This is a genomic window from Erythrobacter sp. HI0063 (genome assembly GCF_001635685.1).
Taxonomy (GTDB): Bacteria; Pseudomonadota; Alphaproteobacteria; order Sphingomonadales; family Sphingomonadaceae; genus Qipengyuania.
The window spans coordinates 19738-43031 of the sequence record NZ_LWFF01000204.1 but is presented as its reverse complement, the minus strand read 5'-3'; the positions used below and the strand labels follow the sequence as shown (position 1 = coordinate 43031).

The window sequence follows — 23294 nt, the reverse complement described above, 5'->3', positions numbered from 1 at the left end:
CCATCAATGGCCTAATTTTGCGAATTGAAGATTGCCTCGGCATCGATGGTTCGGGGCAATCGGAACAGTTGGAAGCGAACTTTCCGACGGCGCCAACACGGCAAGCGGATTTTCACCATTTCGTCGTAGTCGGGATCGGCTCGCCATCCGTCGAATCGTACGCTCACCTTGTGACGTGCGCAGGGCCGACCGAGCACATGTTACGCGGTATCCTCGCCGCGTGTTCGGGGCTGCGACGTTTATGGAATTCAACAAAATTTCTTTGCCTCACTTCGGCAGGAGCGAGCGCATCGCTCTGTCGGGATTGCCGCGCTTCATGCGGGCCATTGTCAGAACCTCGCCCCTGGGGCTGGCGGCGCTGGCCGCGCCGGCGCTGGCGGATATTCCCTACACCACTGACGATCCGGGGACGTTGGCGGCTGGCGAGTACGAGATCCTCGCCTATTCGGACGGCACCATCACCAGCATGGATTTCGAAGGCGAAGCCGGGATCGATGTGAGCGTCGGGATCGCGGATAATTTTCAACTCGGCGTTACTGTGCCGGTGGCGAATTTTGGGCCGCAGCTGGAAACCGATCGCTTCGCCATCGGCGATACGACGATACAGGCCAAGATCGGGTTGATCGCGGGAGAACCCGGCCAAGTGTCGCTCGCCATCGCGCCGACCCTGGCCGTGGGGATGGCGAGCGAGGGAAGGAGCAAGACGGGCTTCGACCTGCCGATCTGGATCGGGACCGATATCGGAGACTGGTCGCTTTATGGTGGGGGAGGCTATTCCTTCTCGAGCGACGAAGATGGGGGCGATTTGCCCTTTATCGGCGCCGTCGTCAGCAAGCGGATAATACCGAGTCTGTCGCTAGGTGGAGAATTCTACGCGCAGGGCGAAGGTCTTGGCGGACAGAAGCTTTATCTGTTCGGACCTGGTCTGGCGTGGGATTTCGCCCCGGACTGACCTTGGCCGCAGCCGGCCAGGCAGTTCTGGGCGATAGCGACGGGAGCGGCGATTTCCATGTTTTCGCCGCGCTGCGCCTGGCGCGGTAATCCACTGAAATAGCAACGCAGGACGCTTGCTCTCGGCGCGAAGGCTCCTAAATTCCCTTTCGGAACACGAAAGGAGCGCATGGCTCGAAAACCCGCAAACCGGCCGGAGCGTGATCAGCGCATCGGCTTCAGCAAGCCTCCCGTCCCTCAGCGCGAGGTACGACGGGCCCAGCTCGATCTGAGCTTCGATAATCAGAGCCTTCTGGGTGCCCTGTTCGGACAGTTCGACGCCAATCTGGTGCAGGTGGAAAACCGCCTCGGCGTATTCATCTCGGCGCGGGGGAACGAGCTGCATCTCGAAGGGCCGGAAGATAGCGTCGCCCGGGCGCGCGATGTATTGAGAGCGATGTATGACAAGCTCGCCATCGGTCAGGATCTCGATGCGGGTCTGATCGAATCGATCATCGCCATGTCGGACGAGCCGACCCTCGACGGGATCGTCGAGGGCGAGCCGGGCGAGCGGGCGGGTATGCCGCCGATCATGATCCGCACCCGGCGCAAGACGATCGTGCCGCGCTCCGCCACGCAGGCGACTTATATGCGCAGCCTGGTGCGCGACGATATCATCTTCGCTCTCGGCCCGGCGGGGACGGGTAAGACCTATCTCGCCGTGGCGCAGGCCGTCGCGCAGCTCATCACCGGAAGCGTCCAGCGCCTGATCCTGTCGCGCCCGGCGGTCGAGGCGGGCGAGAAGCTCGGCTTCCTGCCGGGCGATATGAAGGACAAGGTCGATCCCTATCTGCGCCCACTCTACGATGCGCTCTACGATTGCATGCCGCCCGAACAGGTCGAGCGGCGGCTCGCTTCCGGAGAGATCGAGATCGCGCCGATCGCCTTTATGCGCGGACGCACGCTGGCCGATGCCTTTGTGATCCTGGACGAGGCGCAGAACACCACGCGCGAGCAGATGAAGATGTTCCTGACGCGCTTCGGGCAGAACAGCCGAATGGTCATCTGCGGCGATCCGCGCCAGGTCGACATTCCCGGCGGCGACCGGATGAGCGGGCTGGCCGATGCGGTCGACAAGCTCGAAGGCGTCGATGGTTTCGGCACGATCCGGTTCACGGCGGCCGATGTCGTGCGCCACCCGATCGTGGGGCGGATCGTCGAGGCCTATGAGGGGCCTGCCGCCTGATGGATCTCGATATCGAGGTCGACGGCTGGCCTGCGGACGAAGCGGATTGGGCGGACCTTGCCGAGCGTGCGTATTCCGCCGCCGAATCGGTCGAACCCGCGCTCGCCAATCCGCGCCTGACGGCTAGCGTCCTGTTCACGCTGGACGAGGAAGTGTGGGCGCTGAACAAGGAATGGCGGGCGAAGGACAAGCCGACGAACGTTTTGTCCTTCCCCATGCTGTCGCGCGATGCGCTGACCGGTCTGGCTGAGGAAGGCGCTCCGGAAATGCTGGGCGATCTCGCTCTCGCTTACGAGACCTGCGCGCGCGAGGCGGAGGAAAAAGGCATCCCGCTCGCCCGGCATACCGCCCACTTAATCGTCCATGGTCTGCTGCATCTGGCGGGTCACGATCATGTCGAAAGCGACGATCAGGCCGAAGCGATGGAACGATTGGAAATTGCGGCGCTTGCCAAACTGGACATCGCCGACCCATATGGGGACCGCGACTAGCTTAAGGAGCACGCAAGAGGGCCATGCCCGATCCTGACACCGCCGCGGGAGACGCGGAAAGTAACGGCGGACTGGTGTCCGCTTTCAAACGCATGTTCGGAGCCGGAGAGGGCGGGCGCTCGCTGCGCGCGCAGCTCGAAGAGGCTATCGACGAACACGAACACGGCCACGACCAGAGCGTGGACGAGGATTCGCCCGAGGAGAAGGCCAAGGGCGATCTCAGCCCGGTCGAGCGGCAGATGCTGCGCAATCTCCTCCATTTCAGCGAGCACGACGCGGATGACGTTGCCGTGCCGCGGGGTGAGATCGTGGCGATCCGCGCCGATGCCAGCTGGGACGAGATGATCGCGATCTTCGCGGATAACGGCCATTCGCGCATGCCGGTCTATCGCGACCAGTTGGACGATGTGATCGGGATGATTCACATCAAGGACGTGTTCCCCTATCTCGCCAAGGCCGATCCGCCGCCCAGCGACTGGACCGCGCTGATGCGGCAGCCCCTTTACGTGCCCCAGACCCGCAACGCGCTCGACGTGCTGGCGGATATGCGCTCGCAACGGATGCACCTCGCCATCGTGCTGGACGAGTTTTCCGGCACGGACGGGATTATCACGATCGAGGATCTGGTCGAGGAGATCGTCGGCGAAATCGAGGACGAGCATGACGATGCGCCGCTCGAAATGATCCGTCCGATGGGCGACGGGATCTGGGAATGCGACGCGCGTGCCGAACTGGACGATGTCGCCGAGCTGATCGATGCACGCCTCGCCGAAGTCGAGGAAGCGGTCGATACGCTGGGCGGCCTGGCTTTCGTTTTGGCAGAACAGGTGCCGCCGGTGGGCACGATCGTCGATCATCCCAGCGGCTGGCGCATCGAAGTGACCGAGGGCGACGAAACCCACGTCACACGCTTGCGGTTGCATGCGCCGCAAGAAAGCCTGGAAGAAGATTAAAGGTTGCGAAATCTGCAATTCCCGCTCGACAGCAAGTGGGGCGGTGAATACGAGTAGGCCCCATGGCCGTTCGTCGTCTTCCACCCTTGCGCGCATTGGAAGCTTTCGTGCGCACGGTGCGCATGGGGTCCGCACGTGCCGCTGCGGATGAATTGGGCCTAAGCCCCTCGGCCCTGTCGCGCCGGATCGGGAATCTCGAAAGCTTTGTGGGCAAGAAGCTGTTCACGCGCGCCCGCCAGTCGATGCAGCTGACCGACGAGGGGCAGGCATTCTACGAAGCGGTCAATCCGCATCTTGAATCGCTTGCGCGCGCGGTGGAAAGCCAGTCCGAAAACCTGTCGCTTCTTCGCCTGCGTCTCGGCGTCCTCCCGCTGTTCGGCAGCCAGCGTCTGTTTCCGCGCCTTGCGGAATTGCGTCGTTCGCATCCCCTCCTGCATATCGACATCGATACCGGTCCGCATATCGAGGACCGGGTCGGCGATACGCTCGATGCCGGGATCATCCTGTCGCGCGGCCCGGCGAGCGGGCTTCATGCGGTGCGGCTCGACCATAATCGCGTCCACGCGATCGCCAGTCGCGATATCGCCGCGGCAGTGGGCGACGAACCCGATCGGGCAAGGCTGGAAGCGCAGACTTTCCTCATCCACAACGAATTGCCCGCCAGTTTCGAAGCGTGGAAGGCGGCGCTGGCAATGCACGATCTCGAACCGGCGGCGATCGACCATTACGATTCGGGTCAGCTGATGCTCGAGGCGGCCAAGCAGGGCCTCGGCATCGCAATCATGCATGACGATCACATGCGCCGCGCGGCCGACGATCGGCTGACAAACCTCTTCGGCGTCGATGTCGAAAGCCCGTATAGCTATTGGTTCGTCTGCAAGCCCACGGCGCTGGAAGAACGACCGGTGCGCATCTTCCACGACTGGCTGGTCAGGGCCGAGCTTTAAGTCTTTTCTGTGGAGGCGGGAGGGCGATACCGGATCGCCTCGACCGTATGCTGGTAATCGCGCAGGGGTTTGCCGAGCACCTCCTCCAGGCGCTCGACGATCTGCGTGCGCGCCTGGGCGGCGATGGCCTTTCTGCCGCGATGGTCTTCGGGGCTGAACGGGTCTAGGAAGTGGATATCCAGTCGGAACGTTCCGGGCCGCGCCATCACGCGCATCGCATTGTGGAGGCCGCTTTCCTCGCCGATCCAGCTGATTTCTTCGGCGACCGCGCCGTAATCCATCACCACCGGCTGGACCAGGACGCCGGAAGGCGGCGGTTCGAGCACGCTCAACATGCTGGATTTGAAGGGAAGGATAGACTGGCCGTCGGTCACCGTGCCTTCGGGAAAGACCGTGACCGACCAATTGTCCTGCAGCGCTTCCTTCAATGCGTTGATCTGCTCGGCCACGCCCATCCGGTTTTCGCGCTTCACAAACACGGTGCGGTTGAGACTGCATAGCCAGCCGATCACGGGCACTTCGGACAATTCCTGCTTGGCGACGAAGGCAGTCCCACTCGCTCCGGCTAGCGCCAGAATGTCGATCCATGACAGGTGATTGGAAACGAAGAACACGTCGCGCCGCAACGGAGTGCCGATCCGATGGACCTTCGCACCCACCACGCGCGCGGTGTAGCGCAGGAACAGCATGGGGAAGGGCGATCCGTATGCGAAGATGCGATAGAGATAATGGAGCGGTACGAATACGATCAGCAAAGCGAGAATGCCGATCGCCCGTATCGTGAAGCGGATCCAACCGGGTACGGTCAGGGGCACCGTTTCGCCACGCATCGCGGCCATGCGCTTGCGCCCGTATTTCTCCGCCCGGCGGCGGGCCCGATCGCTCAAAGCCGGTTTATCCACCGGCGCCTCGCTCACTTCTCGTCGCGTTCCAGACGAACGCCGTAAAGCTCCATACGGTGATCGACGAGGCGGTATCCCAGCTTTTCCGCGATCTGTTTCTGTAGGGCTTCGAGTTCGGGATCGACGAATTCGACCACTTTGCCCGTCTCGACATCGATCAGATGGTCGTGATGCGCTTCGGGCGCAGCTTCGTAGCGCGAGCGGCCGTCACCGAAATCGTGCCGGTCGAGAATGCCGGCCTCTTCGAACAAGCGCACCGTGCGATAGACGGTGGCGATCGAAATGCCCGGATCGATCTTGTTCGCGCGTTCATGCACCATCTCGACATCGGGATGGTCATCCGCGTCGGACAGGACGCGCGCGATGACGCGGCGCTGTTCGGTGATGCGCAGACCTTTGTCGGCGCAAAGCTGTTCGAGATCGATCCGATGCGGCAAGACTGGCTCCGGCTAAACAAAACGCCCCGAACCCATAGGGGGGCGGGGCGTTTGGCTCAAGTCGAAGACCTGTATGATCAGTCGACTTTCTTCTTGCGGCCGCGCTTTTGGCCGGGCTTGCGGCCGAGACCGATCTGCTTGGCGAGTTCGCGGCGCTTTTCAGCGTAGTTCGGAGCGACCATCGGATAGTCGGACGGAAGATCCCAGCGCTGGCGGTATTCTTCCGGCGACATGTCGTAATTGGTGCGAAGATAGCGCTTGAGCATCTTCAGCTTCTTACCGTCTTCTAGGCAGACGATGTAATCGGGCTTGACCGAAGCGCGGACGGACACCGCCGGCTCAGGGCGTTCTTCTTCCTGCTGCTTTTCGCCGCCGAGGCCCGAAAGAGCGGAATAGACGGTTTCGATCAGCGTAGGGACGTCGGCGACTTCGACATTGTTGTTGGCAACATGTGCCGCAACGATGTCCGACGTGAGAGTGATGAGCGTTTCCGACATGTCGGTCTGGAAATCTTCCATGGATTTTCTCCTTTTTTTGGGCCCCTAGACCCTCGATATAGTGAATGTCCAGTCGAACAACCGGTTTCGACACAAAAACTGTAGCCTTTTACCTAAAGGAACGATTAAAGTCCCAAAATCAGACGCTTTTGCCGAAAGTTATCGCATCGATGCGCGATCCGTCGCCCAGTCGGTAATAATCGGGACGGCGTCCGATCTGTTCGAAGCCGAGTGCTGCATAGAGACCGCGCGCCGGATTGTTCGCCCGCATTTCCAGAAACACGCGATCGGCACCGGACTGGCGGGCCTGGCTGAAAAAGGCTTCGAGAAGCTTTCGGCCAAGACCGTGCTGGCGAAACCGGGGGCGCACTCCGATAAGCAGCAATTCCTCCTCTCCCGGCGCACGGCGAATAAGCGCGAAACCCGCAGGCTCCCGTACGCCCGCCGTAAGGGTGAGGCTGCCTGTGCTGTCGATAATCAGCGCATAGGTGTGCGGCATGGCGAGAGAATTGGCGACTTGTGAGCGAGTCCAGGCTTCGCCCCAATGCGGCTCGAACGCTTCGTCCATGACTGCCATGATCTGATCGAGCGTGGTCACGAGCGAAGCTTCCCTTGCGGGAGTTTCGCGTCGGGTGCTCTGCCGTAGATCGGGGCGAGCCTGTCGGTGAACAGTGCTTGCGGCAGCGCGTTTGCGTACCGCGCATCGGGAAGGATGTCGTGCGCTTCGCCGAAGCCGCGCTGTTCGACCAGCATGGATGCTTTCGCTCCCGCGACCAGATCGATGTCGAACCGGGCCGCTGCAGCTTCGGGAGCCAGCGAAGAATGGCTCTCGATCGGCTCTCCGCTGGCGGCGAAGGGCTGGACGAAGATCTCCCCATGCCCGCCGGTCATCGCGACGAGAATATCGCGCTTTTCGTCAAAGCTCCTGGCCATCGCAGCGATCAGTGCCAGCGTCGGATATCCGAACACTTCGGCACCCCAGGCGATCGCAAGCGAGCGCGCGGCGGCGAGGCCGATCCGGGTTCCGGTAAAGCTGCCGGGGCCGAGCGAGACGAGAATGCGCGCCGCGCGGCCCCGATCCGGCAATTCGGCAATCAGCGGTATCAGGCGCTCGGCATGGCCGCGCCCGATCGTTTCGTGGCGATGATCGAGCAGTTGCATGCCATCATCTTCGAAAAGGGCGACCGAACACGCTTCGGTCGCGCATTCGATCGCCAGTAATCGCTTATCGGTTTGCATCGAATGCGCGATGCCTCAGCCGGGGGCAGGCTTCAAGGCACCGTCGCGAGACCGGTCAGGCTATACGCGTGAATTTGTCGAAATCCGGGCGCGGACTGCGCTCGAAAATGCTCTCCGCATCGCCATAGCCGATCGAGCAGATGAAATTGACCTTATGCTTCGGATCGTCGGCGAAGAACGCCTTTTCGACTGCCTCGACATCGAAGCCGGACATCGGGCCGGTATCGAGGCCGAGTGCGCGGGCGGCGATAATCAGATAGGCCCCCTGCAGCGCGGAATTGCGGAAGGCGCCTTCCTTGCGCCCTTCCTCGTCACCTTCGAACCAGCTCTTGGCGTCGGTGTGCGGAAACAGCCAGGGCAGTTCCTCGTGAAAGTCGATATCGTAGCCGACCAGCGCGGTGACGGGCGCAGCCTTCACCTTGTCCTTGTTGCCGTCGGACACGCATTCGACAAGCTTCGCCTTCGCTTCGTCCGACTTGACCCAGACGATCCGCGCGGGCTGCATATTGGCAGAGGTCGGCCCCATCTTCATCAATTCATAAATCGCGTGAAGCTGTTCGTCCGAGACGTCCTTGTCGAGCCAGCCATTATAGCTGCGCGCTTCGCGAAAAATCTGGTCGAGCGCATCGTCGGACAAATGCGTATCGTGAAACTGCTTGGGCATGGATGAACCTCGTAACTGGAGGATGGTGCGCTCAGGCGGCGCGAACTTCTTCGACCTCGGGAACGTAGTGCTTCAAGAGCCCCTCGATCCCGTGCTTGAGCGTCGCTGTGGAAGACGGGCAGCCGGCACAGGCGCCCTGCATGGTCAGATAGACGATCCCGTCCTTGAATCCGCGATAGCGAATGTCTCCGCCATCGCCGGCGACCGCAGGGCGGACACGGGTTTCGAGAAGTTCGTTGATCTGGGCCACGATGTCGGCATTAACGGGATCGTCCTCGACCAGCATCGCCTCCTCTTCGGGAGGGACCGAGAAGCCCCCGGCCGTGCCGGGCGCTGCCACGAACAACGGCGCTTCGCTGACGAAATGGTCGAGCAGGATCGACAGGACCATCGGCTTCAGGTCCGTCCAGTCGACGCCGGGTGCGGCGGTGACGGTGATAAAATCGCTGCCGAAAAACACGTTCACCACGTCGCCGGTATCGAAGATTGCCTGGGCCAGCGGGCTCGCTTCGGCGGCTTCGGGATCGGAGAATTCGCGCGTGCCGTTATCCATCACCGGGCGACCGGGAAGGAATTTGAGGCTGGCGGGATTGGGCGTGGTTTCGGTCTCTATGAACATGGCTGTCGAGATAGGCAGGAGGCGGAGCGCCTACAAGGCGGAGCTGGCTGGCAAGGGACAATTCGCGCGCGCTCTATCGGAATTATCGGGCATTCACTCGCGCTTCAGCGCCGCAATCCCTATAGAGGCAACATGACATTCATCGCGCGCGCATTCCGGCGCCTCGCCTTTCTCGCCCCTCTTTCCGCTCTCGCCGTTCCGCATGCGGCGGCGCAGCCATCCGCCGTGGCAACTGCGCCTGCGAGCGGTGCGGTCGCGCTTCACGATCCGATTGCGCTTCAGACCGGAGACGAGACGCCGTGGATCTACGAGGGCAGCGATGTGCCGCGCGATCCCGAATGGCTGTTCGGCAAGATGAAGAACGGCCTGCGCTACGCGGTGCGCCGCAACGGCGTGCCGCCCGATCAGGTCTCGATTCGCGTTCGTATCGATGCCGGTTCGCTTCATGAAAGCGACAAGGAGCGGGGCTATGCCCATCTGCTCGAACACATGCTGTTCCGCGAAAGCAAATATCTGGGGCCGGCCCAGGCGATCCCGACATGGCAGCGGCTTGGCGCGACCTTCGGCAGCGATACCAATGCCGAAACCACGCCGACCCACACCGTCTACAAGCTCGACCTCCCCAATATCGATGCGGCGAAGCTCGACGAGAGCATGAAACTGCTGTCGGGCATGGTGCGCGCGCCTGTCCTGAGCGATGCGAATGTGCGCGCCGAAGTGCCGATCGTGCTCGCCGAAATGCGGGAGCGGGGCGGCGCAGCGCAGCGCAGCGGCGATGCGACGCGCAAGACACTGTTCGCCGGACAACGCCTTGCCACGCGCAGCCCGATCGGAACGCTGGAAACCTTGAGCGCGGCGCGCGGTCGCAGCGTGTCTAACTTCTACAAGCGCTGGTATCGGCCCGAGAACACCGTGATTGTGGCGGTGGGCGACATGGATCCGCAGATCCTCGCCGCCGAAATCGAGAAGTGGTTCGGCGAATGGAAGGGCAGCGGCAAGGCCGTGGCTGCTCCCGATTTCGGCGATCCGGTCGCGCCCGTAGGAGCCGATCCGGCCAATCCGGTGGGCGAGACCTCGGTAACGGTCGAATCCGATCTGCCGCGGTCCTTCACGTATGCGGTCCTGCGGCCCTGGCGTCCGGTGCAGGACACGATTGCCTATAATCAGGGCCTGCTGCGCGATTCGCTGGCGCAACAGCTCATCAATCGGCGGCTCGAAGCGCGAGCACGAGGCGGAGGCAGCTATCTTTACGCCCAGGTTCAGCAGGACGATGTCAGCCGTTCGACCGATGCGACCTTCGTCAGTTTCGCGCCGATCGGTGAGGATTGGCGCGGCGCGCTGACCGATGTACGCGCGGTCATCGCCGATGCCCTCGCCACCCCGCCGAGCGAGGAAGAGCTGGCGCGCGAAATCGCCGAATTCGAGCAGGTCTTCGTCAGCTCGGTGGAAGAACGTGCCGTGCTCGCCGGTGGCAGACTTGCCGACGATATCGTTCAGGCCGTCGACATTCGCGAAGCGGTCGCCGCGCCCGAAACCGTGCTGACGGTGTTCCGCGGCATGAAGGATACGATTACGCCCGAACAGATCCTCGATCACACTCGCGCCTTGTTCGATGGCGCAGTGATCCGCGCTTCCTATACCACGCCTGCCACCGGCGAGGCGGACGCCGCCGCGTTGCGCGCCGCATTGTCCGCGCCGGTCGAGCCGGATGCGAGCGCCCGCGTCACGGCAAGCGAGATCTCCTTCGCCGATCAGCCTGCCATCGGCGAGCCGGGCGAGGTCGCTTCCGCGCAGCCGATCGGCGTGCTCGATATCGAGCGGGTCGACTTTGCGAACGGGGTCAAGACGATCCTGTGGTCGAACGACGCGGAACCGGGCCGCGTGGCGGTAAAGGTTCGCTTCGGCGGCGGATATCGCGCCGTTGGGCCGGAGGATGCGGTCTATGCCAGGCTCGGCCAGATGGCGCTTGTCGGTTCGGGTGTCGGCGAACTCGGCCAGGACGAACTCGATCGCATCTCGACGGGCCGCAAGATGGGCTTCGATTTCGGTATCGACGAGGGCGGCTTCACCTTCTTCGCGCAGACCCGTGCGGAGGATCTTGCGGATCAGCTTTACCTGTTTGCCGCGAAGCTGGCGGTGCCGCGCTGGGATCCGAACCCGGTCCTGCGCGCCAAGGCGGCGGCGCGGCTGGCTTACGAAAGCTATGCGACCAGCCCGGCAGGCGTTCTGGGTCGCGATCTCGACAGTCTGATCCGCGATGGCGATCCGCGCTATGCGACGCCCGATCTGGCGGCTTTGGAAGCGGCGACGCCGGAAGGTTTCCGCGCGTTCTGGGAGCCTATCCTTGCGCAGGGTCCGATCGAAGTGCTGGTCTTCGGCGATTTCGAACGCGACGCGGCGGTCGAGGCTTTGGCGAAGAGCTTCGGCGCGCTGGAACCGCGCAGTGCGCTGTCGCCGGACGTCACTGCGCGCATTCCCGGTTTTCCCGAAGCGGGCGAGACCGAAGTGCTGTATCATCGCGGCGATGCCAATCAGGCGGCGGCGGTGATCGCCTGGCCGAGCGGGGGCGGCGTGACGGACCTGCGGGAATCGCGCCAGCTCGAAATCCTCGTCCAAGTGTTCAACAACCGATTGCTCGATGCGATGCGCGAGCGTGCCGGTGCCAGCTATGCGCCCAATGTGCGCAGCGAATGGCCGAACGACATCGACGGGGGCGGACGGATCAGCGCGCTCGCGCAATTGCAGCCCAAGGACGTGCCGATCTTTTTCGAAGAGGCAGACCGGATCGCGCGCGATCTTTCGACGACACCGCCGAGCGCGGACGAACTCGAGCGCGTTACCGAGCCGCTGCGTCAGTATATCTCGCGCGCTTCGACGGGAAATCTGTTCTGGCTGTTCCAGCTCGAAGGCAGCACGCAGGATCCAAGGCGGATCGCGCTACTGCGCTCGCTCCTGAACGATTATTCGCGCACCACCCCCCAGGCGATGCAGGCGCTGGCGCAGAAATATTTCGGTGGGCGCGAAGGCTGGCGGTTGGCGGTGATCCCCGAGGGACAGGCGCTCGCCTCGCGTCCGAAGGGCCGATAACCGATCACGGCAATCGGGCTTTTGGGCTGGCCAAGCAAAACCTGTTTGCGCCACGGGGTGCACTGGTCTTGCGTAATAGGCCAAACCTGATGTGAGGGACGATACGATGACAGAGGCGTGGAGCCCCGATAGCTGGAAGCAGGCCGAAGCGCGGCATCTGCCCGTGTACGAGGATGCCGCCGCGCTGGCAGCAGCGGAAGAGGCGCTGGCCTCGCACCCGCCGCTCGTGTTCGCCGGAGAAGCGCGCGCGCTCAAGGCGGACTTGGCCGAGGTCGCGGCAGGGCGGGCGTTCCTGTTGCAGGGCGGCGATTGCGCCGAAAGCTTCGCCGAATTCCACCCCAACAATATTCGCGATACCTTCCGCGTGCTGTTGCAGATGGCGGTCGTCCTGACCTTTGCCAGCAAGCGCCCGGTGGTGAAGGTCGGCCGGATGGCGGGCCAGTTCGCCAAGCCGCGCAGCGCGCAGACCGAAACGCAGGACGGTATCACGCTGGCGAGCTATTTCGGTGACAATATCAACGGCATCGAATTCGACGCCGCCAGTCGCGCGCCCGATCCCCAGCGCATGGTGCGCGCCTGTTCGCAGGCCGCCGCCACGTTGAATCTGCTGCGCGCCTTCGCAGGCGGTGGCTACGCCAATCTGCGGCAGGTCCACCAGTGGACGCTCGATTTCATGGGCCGCAGCCCGTGGGCGGACAAGTTCAAGGACGTGGCCGACCGCATCGGCGAAGCGCTCGACTTCATGGAAGCGTGTGGGATCGACCCCGAAACCATGCCGCAATTGCAGCGCACCAGCTTCTACACCAGCCACGAGGCGCTGCTGCTCCCTTACGAGCAGGCACTGACGCGGCGCGACAGCCTGACCGGCGACTGGTACGATACCAGCGCGCATATGGTCTGGATCGGCGATCGCACGCGCTTCGATGGCAGCGCGCATATCGAATTCGCGCGTGGGATCGGCAATCCGCTCGGAATGAAATGCGGGCCGAGCCTTGAGCCCGATGCGATGCTCCGCCTGCTCGACACACTGAACCCCAATCGCGAGGCGGGGCGGATCACTTTGATCGCGCGCTTCGGGCACGAGAAGGTCGAAGCGGGCCTTCCCCCGCTGGTGCGTGCCGCCAAGCGGGAAGGGCACCCGGTGGTGTGGAGCTGCGATCCGATGCACGGCAACGTCGTCAAGTCGGAGAGCGGCTACAAAACCCGGCCCTTCGACCGCATCCTGCGCGAAGCGAGGGATTTCTTCGCGGTCCACCGCGCGGAAGGGACGCATCCCGGCGGCATCCATGTCGAGATGACCGGTCAGGACGTGACCGAATGCGTCGGCGGCGCGGTCGCCATTACCGACGATGCGCTGGGCGATCGCTATCACACCCATTGCGATCCGCGCCTGAATGCGGCGCAATCGCTCGAACTCGCCTTCCTGCTTGCGGAGATGTTGAACGAGGAGGAGGCGGAGCGCCGCGCCGCCGCTTAACACAGGTTAAGGTTCGCGAAGAAAATCCGTGCTTTCCCTTTCGCGTTCGGGTTCCGTTCGCCATGTAGGCGGCGGCCCGTGCGAATCCCGCGGGCGCAGATATGCGAAGGGGGCACGAGCATGGCCCATATCCAGACCCGTTCCCAACCGGATATCCGGGGCGCCCATGCGCCTGATAGCGCGCCTGAATTGGCCAGTGCTTTCGCCAGCACACGCGCGCTGAGCGAGGCTTTGGTCGAGCCGCTGAGCGATGCGGACGCGACGATCCAGTCGATGGAAGATGCCTCGCCCGCCAAATGGCATCTGGCGCACACGACCTGGTTCTGGGAAACCTTTCTGCTGCGCGAACATGCGCCCGGCTACACTCTGTTCGACGAACGCTGGCCCTTCATCCACAACAGCTATTACGAGGCCGAAGGCGAGCGGATCGCGCGCTTTTCCCGCGGAATGCTTTCGCGCCCGACGCTGGACGAGATCCTCGCCTATCGCGCGCATGTCACGCAGGCGATGGACGTTCTGCTGGAAAACCCCGAGCACGAGCCGCTGATCCGCCTCGGCATCGCGCACGAACAGCAGCACCAGGAATTGCTGCTGACCGATATCAAGCACGCCCTGTTCCAGAACCCGCTGGGCCCGGCGATGTGGCCGAGCGATGGTGCAGGGCCGGAAACGGGTGCATCCGATCTGGGCTGGCACAGCCATCCCGGCGGAATCGCCAAGATCGGCCATCAGACGGGCGGATTTGCCTTCGACAATGAAGGCCCGGTCCACCGCGTTCTGCTCGAACCCTTCGCTCTGGCCGATCGGCTCGTAACGAACGGCGAATGGGCGGATTTCATCGCCGATGGCGGATACGAGACCGCCGCGCTCTGGCTGTCGGACGGGTGGGGCTGGGTCAACGAAAACGGCGTTCGCGCGCCGTCATATTGGAAAGGGGATCGCCACTTCACCCATTCCGGCTGGCAAGAGCGCGACCCGAACGCGCCTGTCACGCATATCAGCTATTACGAAGCCGATGCCTATGCGAGCTGGGCGGGCCATCGCCTGCCGACCGAGTTCGAATGGGAAGCGGTTGCGCGTGGTCAGGAAGGCGAAACGGCCTCGCACGATCCAGCAGGTGGCAATCAGCTGGATTGCGCCGCGCCGCCGCTTCCCGTTGGCGGCACCAATCTGTTCGGCGATTGCTGGCAATTCACGCGATCGGGCTATCTGCCCTATCCACGTTTCCAGCCTGCCGAAGGCGCGGTGGGCGAATATAACGGCAAGTTCATGAGCGGTCAGTTCGTCCTCAAGGGGGCGAGCTGCGCGACCGCGCGGGGGCATTCGCGCAGTTCCTACCGCAATTTCTTCTACCCGCATCAACGCTGGCAATTCACCGGCCTAAGGCTCGCAAAGGATATCTGATGGCAAGCGAAGGGGGCATCGCGCTCGTCGATCTGGACGAACAGGGAGTCGACCGGGCTTTCCGCGCGGACGTGCTGGACGGGCTGGGCTACGACCAGAAGGCGATACCCGCCCGCTGGCTCTACGACGAAGCCGGCTCGCAATTGTTCGAGGATATCACCCAAATCCCCGAATATTACCCGACCCGCGCCGAAACCGAGATCCTGACCCGGCGCGGCGCGGAATTCGCCGAAGCGATCGGCAAGGATCGGGCTGTGGTGGAATTCGGATCGGGCAGCTCGGTCAAGACGCCGCTACTGCTCAACGCGATCAACCCGGCGGCTTACGTCCCGCTCGATATCTCGGGCGATTTCCTGCGCCAGGCGGCGGACGATCTCTCGGCCAAGTTTCCGGGTCTGCCGGTGTATCCGATAGAAGCCGATTTCATGCGCGAGGTCGATCTTCCGCGCGCGGTGCATAGCCTGCCCAAGCTCGGCTTTTTCCCCGGATCGACCATCGGCAACATGGTCCCGCGCACTGCGGTCGATCTGCTGCGATCGATGCGGGCGACCTTGCAGGCCGATCACGGGGTACAGCCCATGCTGCTGATCGGGATGGATCTGGTGAAGGATCCGGACGTGCTCGAAGCCGCCTATGACGATGCGGGCGGCGTGACGGCGGAATTCAACTACAATCTTGCGCGCCGGATCAATCGCGAACTCGGCGGTACGATCCCGCTCGACGCCATGCGCCACGAGGCGCGCTGGAACGACCGAATGGCTCGGGTCGAGATGCACCTTGTCGCCACGCGCGACATCGCGTTCGAAGTTTCCGGTCGGTCGTTTCAGATGGCCGAGGGTGAGAGCATTCACACCGAGAACAGCCACAAATTCACCCGGCGCAGCTCGCATCTCCTGTTGCAGGCAGCCGGCTGGTCGCCGCGCAAGCGCTGGCGCGACAGCAAGAAGCGCTTCTCGCTGATTCTCGCCGAAGCGACCGAGCCCCGCAACGCGCCCTGATCGCTCCATTATAACGCGGTCTTCGTTCAGAGTTCTGGCAGGCGAAAAGGGCTAAGAAACGGGCATGGATTTCTCCGCCGCTTTCGATGCCATTGCCGAGATCGTGCGCGCCATCCCGCGTTTCGAGCTGCTGATGATCGCGCTCGCCGCGATGGTCGGCGGGTGGATCGGTTCGATGCTGGTGCGCAATCGCGTTCCGGGCGGGCGTCTGGTCCGCACTGCGTCGACTTTCGCCCTGGTGGGAGTGCTGGTGACGGTCGTCCTGCAGCTTTCCCGCATGGATCCGCGCCTCGACATCGCCGTGCCCGAACTCGGCCTGCCCCAACAGGTGGTCGCGGGCGGGGAGACGCGCGTGCCGCTCTCGCCTGACGGACATTTCTGGCTGGAAGCCGAATTGAACGGCGTGCCCGCGAACTTCCTCGTCGATACCGGCGCGACAGTGACCGCCGTGTCGCAGGACGTCGCCGCCGCGGCGGGGCTGGAAGCGCGCCGGGGCGGCATTCCCGTACGGATCACCACTGCCAATGGCCCGATCAACGCCTCCATCTCCAGCGCCGAATCCCTAAGCTTCGGTAATGTCGAGGCGCGCGGGATCGACGTGGTGATCGCGCCCAATCTGGGCCGCACCAATGTGCTGGGAATGAACGTCTTGTCGCGCCTCGCCAGTTGGCGGGTGGAGGACAACACGCTGATCCTGGTTCCGGACGAAGAGGATCGCGGCGAGGGCGAATAGGCGCGCTGCGCTTGTCCGCGCGGCTTCGACCTGCCACGCGCTACCCATGCAGAATCCCGATCCCTTTCTCATCACCGAAGGCATCCACAATTTCCGCGATTTCGGCGGCTGGCTCGGAGCAGACGGCAGACAGGTCCGCACCGGCCTGCTCTACCGTTCCGGTCAGCATGTCGAGGCGAGCGACGCCGATCTCGCCGCCATCGATGCGCTCGACATCCGCACCGTGATCGATTTGCGGGGGGAGGGCGAACGCGCGCGCAATCCCTGCCGTCGGGTCGAGGGGTGGGACGGCGACGTCCTGTTCTACGAAGGCGAGACCAGTTCCAGCCCGCCGCATATGGACATCACGCCCGAGACCACCACTGCCGAATTCGCGCGCGAGCGCATGCTGGCGGTTTATACCCGCATGCCCGTCAATCCGGCGATGCAGACCATGTTTGCGCGGTATCTGCGCGCGCTGGTGGAGCGCGACGGGGCGAGCCTGGTCCACTGTTTTGCGGGCAAGGACCGCACCGGCATCGCGGCGACGCTCGTCCTGCACATTCTCGGCGTTAGCGAGGCGGACCAGCGCGCCGAATTCCTGCGCACCAACGACGCGCCGACCATCGATGTGCTGCGCCGCCAGTCCGTGCCGGGGATCGAGGCGCGCCTTGGGCGTACGCTGGACGAGGAGGGCATTCGTGCGCTTCTGGAAGTGCATGGCGACTATCTCGACCGCTTCCATGCGATCGTGAACGAGTCATACGGATCGCTCGACGCCTGGCTCGAAGCCGAGATAGGTGTGGACGATGCATTGCGCGAAGCGCTTCGCGAGCGCTACCTGACGTGACAAGAGCGGCCCCGCTTCCCATATAGCGGCCCAGACACTTCGACAGACCTTCGTAAGAGATTTTTCATGGCTACCCATCGCACCAAGCTCCTCATCATCGGTTCCGGCCCGGCGGGTTATTCCGCCGCGATCTATGGCGCGCGGGCTATGATGGAGCCGATCGTGGTCCAGGGCCTCCAGCCCGGTGGACAGCTGACGATCACCACCGATGTCGAGAATTATCCCGGCTTTCGCGACGTGGTGCAGGGCCCCTGGCTGATGGAAGAGATGAAGGCGCAGGCCGAACATGTCGGCACGCGGATGCTGTGGGACACGATCGTCGAGATCGATCTCGAAAACGGCAGCCCTTTTCGCGCAATCGGCGACAGCGGGGACGAATATATCGGCGATGCGCTGGTGATCGCTACGGGCGCGCAGGCGAAATGGCTCGGCGTTCCGGGCGAACAGGAACTGGGCGGCAAGGGCGTGTCGGCCTGCGCGACCTGCGACGGGTTCTTCTATCGCGGCAAGAAGGTGGCCGTGATCGGCGGCGGCAACACCGCTGTCGAGGAAGCGCTCTACCTCACCAATCATTCCGACGACGTGACGCTGATCCACCGCCGCGAGGAATTGCGCGCCGAGAAGATCCTGCAGGACCGGCTGCTGAAGCATCCCAAGATCACCGTTCTCTGGAACAAGGCGGTCGAGCGATTCGAAGGCGATCCGCTGGCGGGCGGGCTCACGCATCTGGCACTGCGCGACACGGTCGACGGGTCGAGCAGCGACCTGAAGGTGGATGGTGCCTTCGTCGCGATCGGCCATGCACCTGCCACCGAGCTGGTGAAGGGCAAGCTGCCGCTCGACGATGGCGGCTATGTCGTTGTCGAACCTGGTACGCCGCGCACTGAAATCCCCGGCGTCTTCGCCTGCGGAGATGTGATGGACCACACCTATCGCCAGGCCGTCACTGCGGCGGGCACGGGCTGCATGGCGGCGCTCGACGCCGAACGCTTCCTGGCCGGGCTCGAAATCGAGCTCGACGGTCATGTGGAAGAGGTGGAAGCGGCGGAGTAGCGCTAGAGCAGCGTTGGGTCCGCGAACAGCGTCAGCGCCACCGCGCGCCAGGCGAGGCAGATAAGCGCCAGCGTCGAGAGCAGGAACAGCAGGAAGCGCACCGAGACGATATTGACGGTCGCCTGCCAGATCGAGTGCACGATCCTGATCGCGACATAAATCCAGGCGAACACCGGATCGAGCGCACCGGGGCCCATGATCGCGATGATGACCACGGCGGCGTAGAAGACCGTCGGCTGTTCCATCAGATGGGCGTAATTATGCGCCTTCCAATTGATCCTGTCCGGAATCACGCCTTCGAGATCCTGGCCACGCCCGCCGGGCTTGGCGTTTTTCAATCCTCCGCCCTTGGACATCGCCGGCAGACGCGTGAACGCCATCCAGAACAGCATGACCAGCGACCAGGCGACCAGCACGGCGGCGGGTGCGAGCATTTGAGCCTGCATTGAATTTTCTCCCTGTTGCGCGCGAAACTAGGGCCGCGCGAAGGGCTGTCAATCGCTGGTGAGAGTTTCGGCGAACCGCGCCGGGTCGCAATTGCCGCCGGTGACCATGATTACCGAGTTTTCGCTCGGCGGCACTTTCCCCGCGAGCGCCGCTGCCAGCGCCGCCGCGCCGCCGGGTTCGACGACAAGATTGAGATTGGAAAAGGCGAACCGCTGCGCTGCGCGGATTTCGGCATCGGTCACCGTTACGCTTGGTTCGGCGCGATCCTTCAGGACCGCGAGATTGATCGGCTTGGTAGCATCGGGCTGGAGTGCGTCGCAGATGGTGGAGGGCGGATTGTCGCCGACGCGCACGATCTCGCCTGTTTCCAGTGCTTTTCCGACCATGTCCCAGCCTTCCGGCTCCACGACATGGATCGCGCTGTCGGGGCAGGCGAGCGACAGCCCCGCCGCAAGGCCGCCGCCGCCGCAGCATACGAGGATGCGATCGGGCGTCTGGCCGAGCTGAGATGCGATTTCCACGCCCGCGCTGCCTTGGCCTTCGATCACCCACGGATCCCCGAAAGCATGGACCAGCGTCGCGCCGCTTTCCTCGACCAATAGGGCTGCAACCTCGTCACGGTCCTCGCCGGGGCGCTCGTACAGCACGATCTCGGCGCCCAAAGCGCGCGTCGCGTCCAGTTTCACCTGGGGCGCGTTGCGTGGCATCACGATCGTGGCCTTGATCCCCAACCGTCGCGCCGCCCAGGCGACGCCCTGCGCGTGATTGCCGCTCGACACCGCGACCACGCCGCGCGCGCGCTCCTCGTCGGAAAGGTTGGCGAGCCGCCACCATCCGCCGCGGATCTTGAAAGCGCCGATCGGTTGCAGGCTCTCCGCCTTCACATGGCAGCGAACACCGCCGATTTCGACGGGGAGCAAGGGTGTCGGCGGAAGGATTTCGGCGATCGAGCGTGCGGCGGCCAGCACGCCGACACGGGTCGGCATCTGCTCGGAAACGGGGGCGACGGGCAAATCTTCGCTTTGGATCATTTGGCGCACCTAGCGCATTTCGCTAGGGAGCCGGCAAGATTCGAATACGGAGAAGCGCAAAATGTCGAAAGTCCTGGTAATCGGCGCGGGCGGCGTCAGCAGCGTGTGCGTCCACAAGATGGCGATGAACAAGGCCATCTTTTCGGACATCCACCTTGCAAGCCGCACGAAATCGAAATGCGACAGCATTGCAAAGAGCGTGAAAGAGCGCACCGGCGTCGATGTCGCGACCTATGAGATCGACGCCGAAGAAGTCCCGGCGATGGTCAATCTGATCCGCAAGATCGAACCCAGCCTCGTCGTCAATCTGGCGCTTCCTTATCAGGACCTGCCGATCATGGATGCTTGCCTCGAGGCGGGCGTCGATTATCTCGATACGGCGAATTACGAGCCCAAGGACGAGGCCAAGTTCGAATATCACTGGCAGTGGGCCTATCACGACCGTTTCAAGGAAGCGGGGCTGATGGCCTTGCTCGGGTCGGGCTTTGATCCGGGGGTCACCAGCGTCTTCACCATGTGGCTCAAGAAGCATAAGCTGAAGAGCATCCGCCAGCTCGACATTCTGGACTGCAATGGCGGCGATCACGGCCAGGCCTTCGCCACCAATTTCAATCCCGAGATCAATATCCGCGAAGTGACCGCGCCTGCCCGCCACTGGGAAAACGGCGAATTCGTCGAGACGCCCGCCATGGCTAAGAAGGTCGAGTTCGACTTCGAGGCGGTCGGCAAGAAGAACATGTACATGATGTATCACGAGGAGCTTGAAAGCCTCGCCAAGTTCAATCCGGAATTGGAGCGCGCGCGCTTCTGGATGACGTTCGGCGATGAATATATCAAGCATCTGACCGTGCTGCAGAATGTCGGCATGACGCGGATCGATCCGGTCAAGTATCAGGGCAAGGAGATCATCCCGCTCCAGTTCCTCGCCGCCGTGCTGCCCAAGCCCGAAACGCTGGGCGAGACGACCAAGGGCAACACCAATATCGGCGTCATCGCCACCGGCGAGGCGCTGGACGGTTCGGGCGAGAAGACCTTCTACATCAACAATATCTGCAGCCACGAAAAGGCTTACGAGGAAACCGGCAATCAGGCGGTCAGCTACACCACCGGCGTGCCTGCCATGATCGGCTCGGCCATGATGGTGCAGGGCACATGGGAAGGCGATGGCGTCTTCAACATGGAGCAGATGGACCCCGATCCCTTCATGGACATGCTCAACGATCACGGTCTGCCCTGGCAGGTCAAGGAGCTCGACGGGCCGGTGGATTTCTAGTCGGTGGACATCGGCGGTGATTTCACGCGTCGGATTCTTCGATCCATCGGGATAAAAAAAGGCGCAGCCGTTCTCGATTTCGGTTGTGGTTCGGGGGCTGTCACCTTCGAACTGGCAAAGATCGTCGGCTCCGAAGGTTCGGTGACGGGCGTCGATAGCGGCCCCGAATCGATCGAAAATGCGAGAGCCGAGGCCGAGGCGAGGGGCGTTGCAAATGTGAAGTTCCGCCAGATAGATCTTACTGCTTTGCCTGAAGACCTTGGTAGATATGATGCAATGTTCGGGCGGCGAGTGCTGATGTACCTCCCAAATCCGCTGGAGGCGGTGAAAGCGTTATCCGAGCACCTGAAGCCCGGCGGCGTTTTTATCGCACACGAACACGACTTCGCGTTTCGTTATTCCGGCAACCACAATCATCCTGCCTTTGATCGTGGCAGAGACCTTGCTCAAGCCATGCTGGAACATGAAGGAGCGCAGACCCGGCTGGGGCCTAAGCTTTTCGAAATGTTCGACGAGGCGGGTTTGACCCGGCGCAATGCGCGCACCGCAGTGTTGACCCATACTCCCGACAATCCGTATCCGCTTGCGGATATGTTGCGAATGTCGAAATCGCGGATCGACGCAGCATCGCTGTTATCCCGCCAGGAATACGAAGAATTGCTCGAACAGCTTGAGAAAGAGCAATCGATTGAGGGGATTTATCTCGCCGATCTGATGTTCGGGGTGTGGGGGTACAAAGACTGATGGAAACCAGAGCCGGCGATCCGGGGGCTTTCGCCCAATTCGATCTGAACCGCGTCGACAGCCCCGCTTTCGTCGTCGACGCCGCGAAGCTGCGCGCGAATTGTCAGGTGCTGGCGGACATTCGCGACGCGGCGGATATCAAGATGCTGTCCGCCCTGAAGGCGTTCAGCATGTTTTCCGCCGCGCCGATCGTCGGGGAATATCTCGACGGGGTCTGCACCTCCGGCCTTTACGAAGCGCGGCTGGCGTCCGAATTCTACGATGGCGAGATCAGCACCTATTGCGCGGCTTACAAGCCCGAAGACCTCGACGAGGTCATCCGCCTGTCCGATCACGTCATCTTCAATTCCCCGCAGCAGATCGAGCGCGCCACGCTGATCCTCGAAAATGCACGTGCGGCGGGGCAGGATTTCGATGTCGGCCTGCGCATCAACCCGCAGGTCCCCACCGGGGAGGTACCGCGCTACGACCCGTCTAGCCCGGGCAGCCGCCTCGGTTTCCCGATCGACCAATTGACGCCCGAAATGATGGAGGGGATCGACGGGATCCATTTCCACAATCTTTGCGAGCAGGATTTCGAGCCGCTGCATCGGACCTGGGACAAGGTGTTCGACGCGATCGAGCCGTGGTTCGGCCAGTTGAAATGGATCAATATGGGCGGCGGCCATCACATCACCCGCGCCGATTACCAGCGCGACGAATTGGTCGAATTCCTGAAGGATGCGAAGGAGGATTCGGGCGCCGAGATCTATCTCGAACCGGGCGAGGCCGTGGCGCTCGATGCGGGCATTCTCGTCGGCACCATTCTCGATAACGGCACGAACGAAGTGCCCTTCGCGATTCTCGACGTGTCGGCCACCTGCCACATGCCCGACGTGATCGAAGCGCCGTACCGCCCCGCGATGCTGGGCGAACAGCCGGGCGAGGCGCCCGTCAGGCTTGGCGGCCCGTCCTGCCTCGCAGGGGACGTGATCGGCGATTATTCGCTGCCCGTTCCCAACCAGCCGGGCCAGCGGGTCGCCTTCCTCGACCAGGCACATTATTCGATGGTGAAGACCAACACGTTCAACGGGGTGCCGCTTCCGTCCATCTGGCTGTGGGACAGCGAAAGCGACCAGCTCGAACTGGTGCGCGAATTCGGTTACGAGGAATTTCGGAACCGTCTTTCCTGACAGCGTTGAATCCCTGCACTCCTGCGAGTTGCCGCTTCGCGGATTTCACTTGCAGTTCATGGCGCAGTCCCTAGAAGCGCCGCTCCGCTGCCCCAAGGGGACTCGAACCGCAAGGCAGCCT

At 63.0% G+C, this 23294-nt stretch carries 24 protein-coding genes; 15 read left to right on the top strand and 9 right to left on the bottom strand.

Annotated elements, in window-relative coordinates:
- Nucleotides 1-241: 241 nt before the first annotated feature.
- From A3736_RS06795 to A3736_RS06775, 5 genes are all read left to right on the top strand, one after another.
- Nucleotides 242-952: a transporter gene (locus tag A3736_RS06795; protein WP_067680806.1), complete on the top strand. Its 711-nt coding sequence runs from the start codon at nt 242-244 to the stop codon at nt 950-952.
- A 168-nt stretch (nt 953-1120) separates the two neighbouring features.
- Nucleotides 1121-2176: a PhoH family protein gene (locus A3736_RS06790; RefSeq protein ID WP_233999293.1), complete on the top strand. Its 1056-nt coding sequence runs from the start codon at nt 1121-1123 to the stop codon at nt 2174-2176.
- Entirely contained in the window at nt 2176-2667 is a 492-nt protein-coding gene (gene ybeY, locus A3736_RS06785; protein WP_067680803.1) for an rRNA maturation RNase YbeY, read from the top strand. Before A3736_RS06790 ends, ybeY begins: the two co-directional genes overlap by 1 nt.
- A 23-nt stretch (nt 2668-2690) precedes the next feature.
- The gene (locus tag A3736_RS06780; RefSeq protein ID WP_067680799.1) at nt 2691-3620 is read left to right on the top strand and encodes a hemolysin family protein; all 930 of its coding nucleotides are present in this window, start codon (nt 2691-2693) and stop codon (nt 3618-3620) included.
- 62 nt (nt 3621-3682) lie between these two features.
- On the top strand, nt 3683-4567 hold the full coding sequence (locus A3736_RS06775) for a LysR family transcriptional regulator (protein WP_082851354.1): 885 nt from the start codon (nt 3683-3685) through the stop codon (nt 4565-4567).
- Here the strand turns inward: A3736_RS06775 and A3736_RS06770 are convergent.
- The 7 genes from A3736_RS06770 to A3736_RS06740 form a co-directional block, all read right to left on the bottom strand.
- Nucleotides 4564-5406 (bottom strand): 1-acyl-sn-glycerol-3-phosphate acyltransferase, encoded by an 843-nt coding sequence (locus tag A3736_RS06770; RefSeq protein WP_067680852.1) that lies wholly within the window; start codon nt 5404-5406, stop codon nt 4564-4566. The genes A3736_RS06775 and A3736_RS06770 overlap by 4 nt on opposite strands.
- Before the next feature lie 74 nt (nt 5407-5480).
- Nucleotides 5481-5906 carry a Fur family transcriptional regulator gene (locus A3736_RS06765; protein WP_067680791.1) on the bottom strand — a complete coding sequence of 142 codons (426 nt, stop codon included), beginning with the start codon at nt 5904-5906 and terminating at the stop codon, nt 5481-5483.
- A gap of 77 nt (nt 5907-5983) precedes the next feature.
- Entirely contained in the window at nt 5984-6424 is a 441-nt protein-coding gene (locus tag A3736_RS06760) for a MucR family transcriptional regulator (protein ID WP_067680788.1), read from the bottom strand.
- A 118-nt stretch (nt 6425-6542) separates the two neighbouring features.
- Nucleotides 6543-7001, bottom strand: a complete 459-nt coding sequence (locus tag A3736_RS06755; protein WP_233999290.1) for a GNAT family N-acetyltransferase — start codon at nt 6999-7001, stop codon at nt 6543-6545.
- A complete protein-coding gene (gene tsaB / locus A3736_RS06750) occupies nt 6998-7642 on the bottom strand; it encodes a tRNA (adenosine(37)-N6)-threonylcarbamoyltransferase complex dimerization subunit type 1 TsaB (protein WP_067680786.1) in 645 nt (214 codons plus the stop codon). The genes A3736_RS06755 and tsaB overlap by 4 nt, the downstream gene beginning before the upstream one ends.
- 55 nt (nt 7643-7697) lie before the next feature.
- Nucleotides 7698-8306 carry a malonic semialdehyde reductase gene (locus A3736_RS06745; protein WP_067680785.1) on the bottom strand — a complete coding sequence of 203 codons (609 nt, stop codon included), beginning with the start codon at nt 8304-8306 and terminating at the stop codon, nt 7698-7700.
- A gap of 31 nt (nt 8307-8337) precedes the next feature.
- Complete coding sequence (locus A3736_RS06740; protein ID WP_067680783.1) at nt 8338-8925, bottom strand: NifU family protein; 588 nt, start codon at nt 8923-8925, stop codon at nt 8338-8340.
- A gap of 132 nt (nt 8926-9057) precedes the next feature.
- On the opposite strand from A3736_RS06740, the gene A3736_RS06735 reads away from it, so the two are divergent.
- The 7 genes from A3736_RS06735 (at nt 9058) to trxB (ending at nt 18506) form a co-directional block, all read left to right on the top strand.
- Nucleotides 9058-12012, top strand: coding sequence for a pitrilysin family protein (locus tag A3736_RS06735; protein ID WP_067680781.1), 2955 nt, complete (start codon nt 9058-9060; stop codon nt 12010-12012).
- Between the two features lie 106 nt (nt 12013-12118).
- Nucleotides 12119-13489, top strand: coding sequence for a class II 3-deoxy-7-phosphoheptulonate synthase (locus A3736_RS06730; protein WP_067680778.1), 1371 nt, complete (start codon nt 12119-12121; stop codon nt 13487-13489).
- 120 nt (nt 13490-13609) lie between these two features.
- Entirely contained in the window at nt 13610-14893 is a 1284-nt protein-coding gene (gene egtB / locus A3736_RS06725; RefSeq protein WP_067680776.1) for an ergothioneine biosynthesis protein EgtB, read from the top strand.
- Nucleotides 14893-15891 (top strand): L-histidine N(alpha)-methyltransferase, encoded by a 999-nt coding sequence (egtD, locus tag A3736_RS06720; protein WP_067680774.1) that lies wholly within the window; start codon nt 14893-14895, stop codon nt 15889-15891. Before egtB ends, egtD begins: the two co-directional genes overlap by 1 nt.
- A gap of 64 nt (nt 15892-15955) precedes the next feature.
- Nucleotides 15956-16624 (top strand): TIGR02281 family clan AA aspartic protease, encoded by a 669-nt coding sequence (locus tag A3736_RS06715; protein ID WP_067680767.1) that lies wholly within the window; start codon nt 15956-15958, stop codon nt 16622-16624.
- 46 nt (nt 16625-16670) lie between these two features.
- Nucleotides 16671-17453 carry a tyrosine-protein phosphatase gene (locus A3736_RS06710; protein ID WP_067680764.1) on the top strand — a complete coding sequence of 261 codons (783 nt, stop codon included), beginning with the start codon at nt 16671-16673 and terminating at the stop codon, nt 17451-17453.
- 66 nt (nt 17454-17519) lie between these two features.
- On the top strand, nt 17520-18506 hold the full coding sequence (gene trxB / locus A3736_RS06705) for a thioredoxin-disulfide reductase (protein ID WP_067680761.1): 987 nt from the start codon (nt 17520-17522) through the stop codon (nt 18504-18506).
- Between the two features lie 2 nt (nt 18507-18508).
- Here the strand turns inward: trxB and A3736_RS06700 are convergent, their stop codons facing one another.
- Together A3736_RS06700 and A3736_RS06695 are read right to left on the bottom strand one after the other, a co-directional pair.
- On the bottom strand, nt 18509-18952 hold the full coding sequence (locus A3736_RS06700; RefSeq protein WP_067680757.1) for an MAPEG family protein: 444 nt from the start codon (nt 18950-18952) through the stop codon (nt 18509-18511).
- 48 nt (nt 18953-19000) lie between these two features.
- Nucleotides 19001-19984: a threonine/serine dehydratase gene (locus A3736_RS06695; protein WP_067680755.1), complete on the bottom strand. Its 984-nt coding sequence runs from the start codon at nt 19982-19984 to the stop codon at nt 19001-19003.
- A 61-nt stretch (nt 19985-20045) separates the two neighbouring features.
- Here A3736_RS06695 and A3736_RS06690 point away from each other — a divergent pair, with 61 nt between their 5' ends.
- The 3 genes from A3736_RS06690 to A3736_RS06680 are packed head-to-tail and all read left to right on the top strand — an operon-like array spanning nt 20046 to nt 23173.
- Entirely contained in the window at nt 20046-21257 is a 1212-nt protein-coding gene (locus tag A3736_RS06690; RefSeq protein ID WP_067680752.1) for a saccharopine dehydrogenase family protein, read from the top strand.
- 3 nt (nt 21258-21260) lie between these two features.
- On the top strand, nt 21261-22001 hold the full coding sequence (locus tag A3736_RS06685) for a class I SAM-dependent methyltransferase (protein WP_067680749.1): 741 nt from the start codon (nt 21261-21263) through the stop codon (nt 21999-22001).
- The gene (locus A3736_RS06680; RefSeq protein ID WP_067680746.1) at nt 22001-23173 is read left to right on the top strand and encodes a carboxynorspermidine decarboxylase; all 1173 of its coding nucleotides are present in this window, start codon (nt 22001-22003) and stop codon (nt 23171-23173) included. Before A3736_RS06685 ends, A3736_RS06680 begins: the two co-directional genes overlap by 1 nt.
- Nucleotides 23174-23294: the final 121 nt, after the last annotated feature.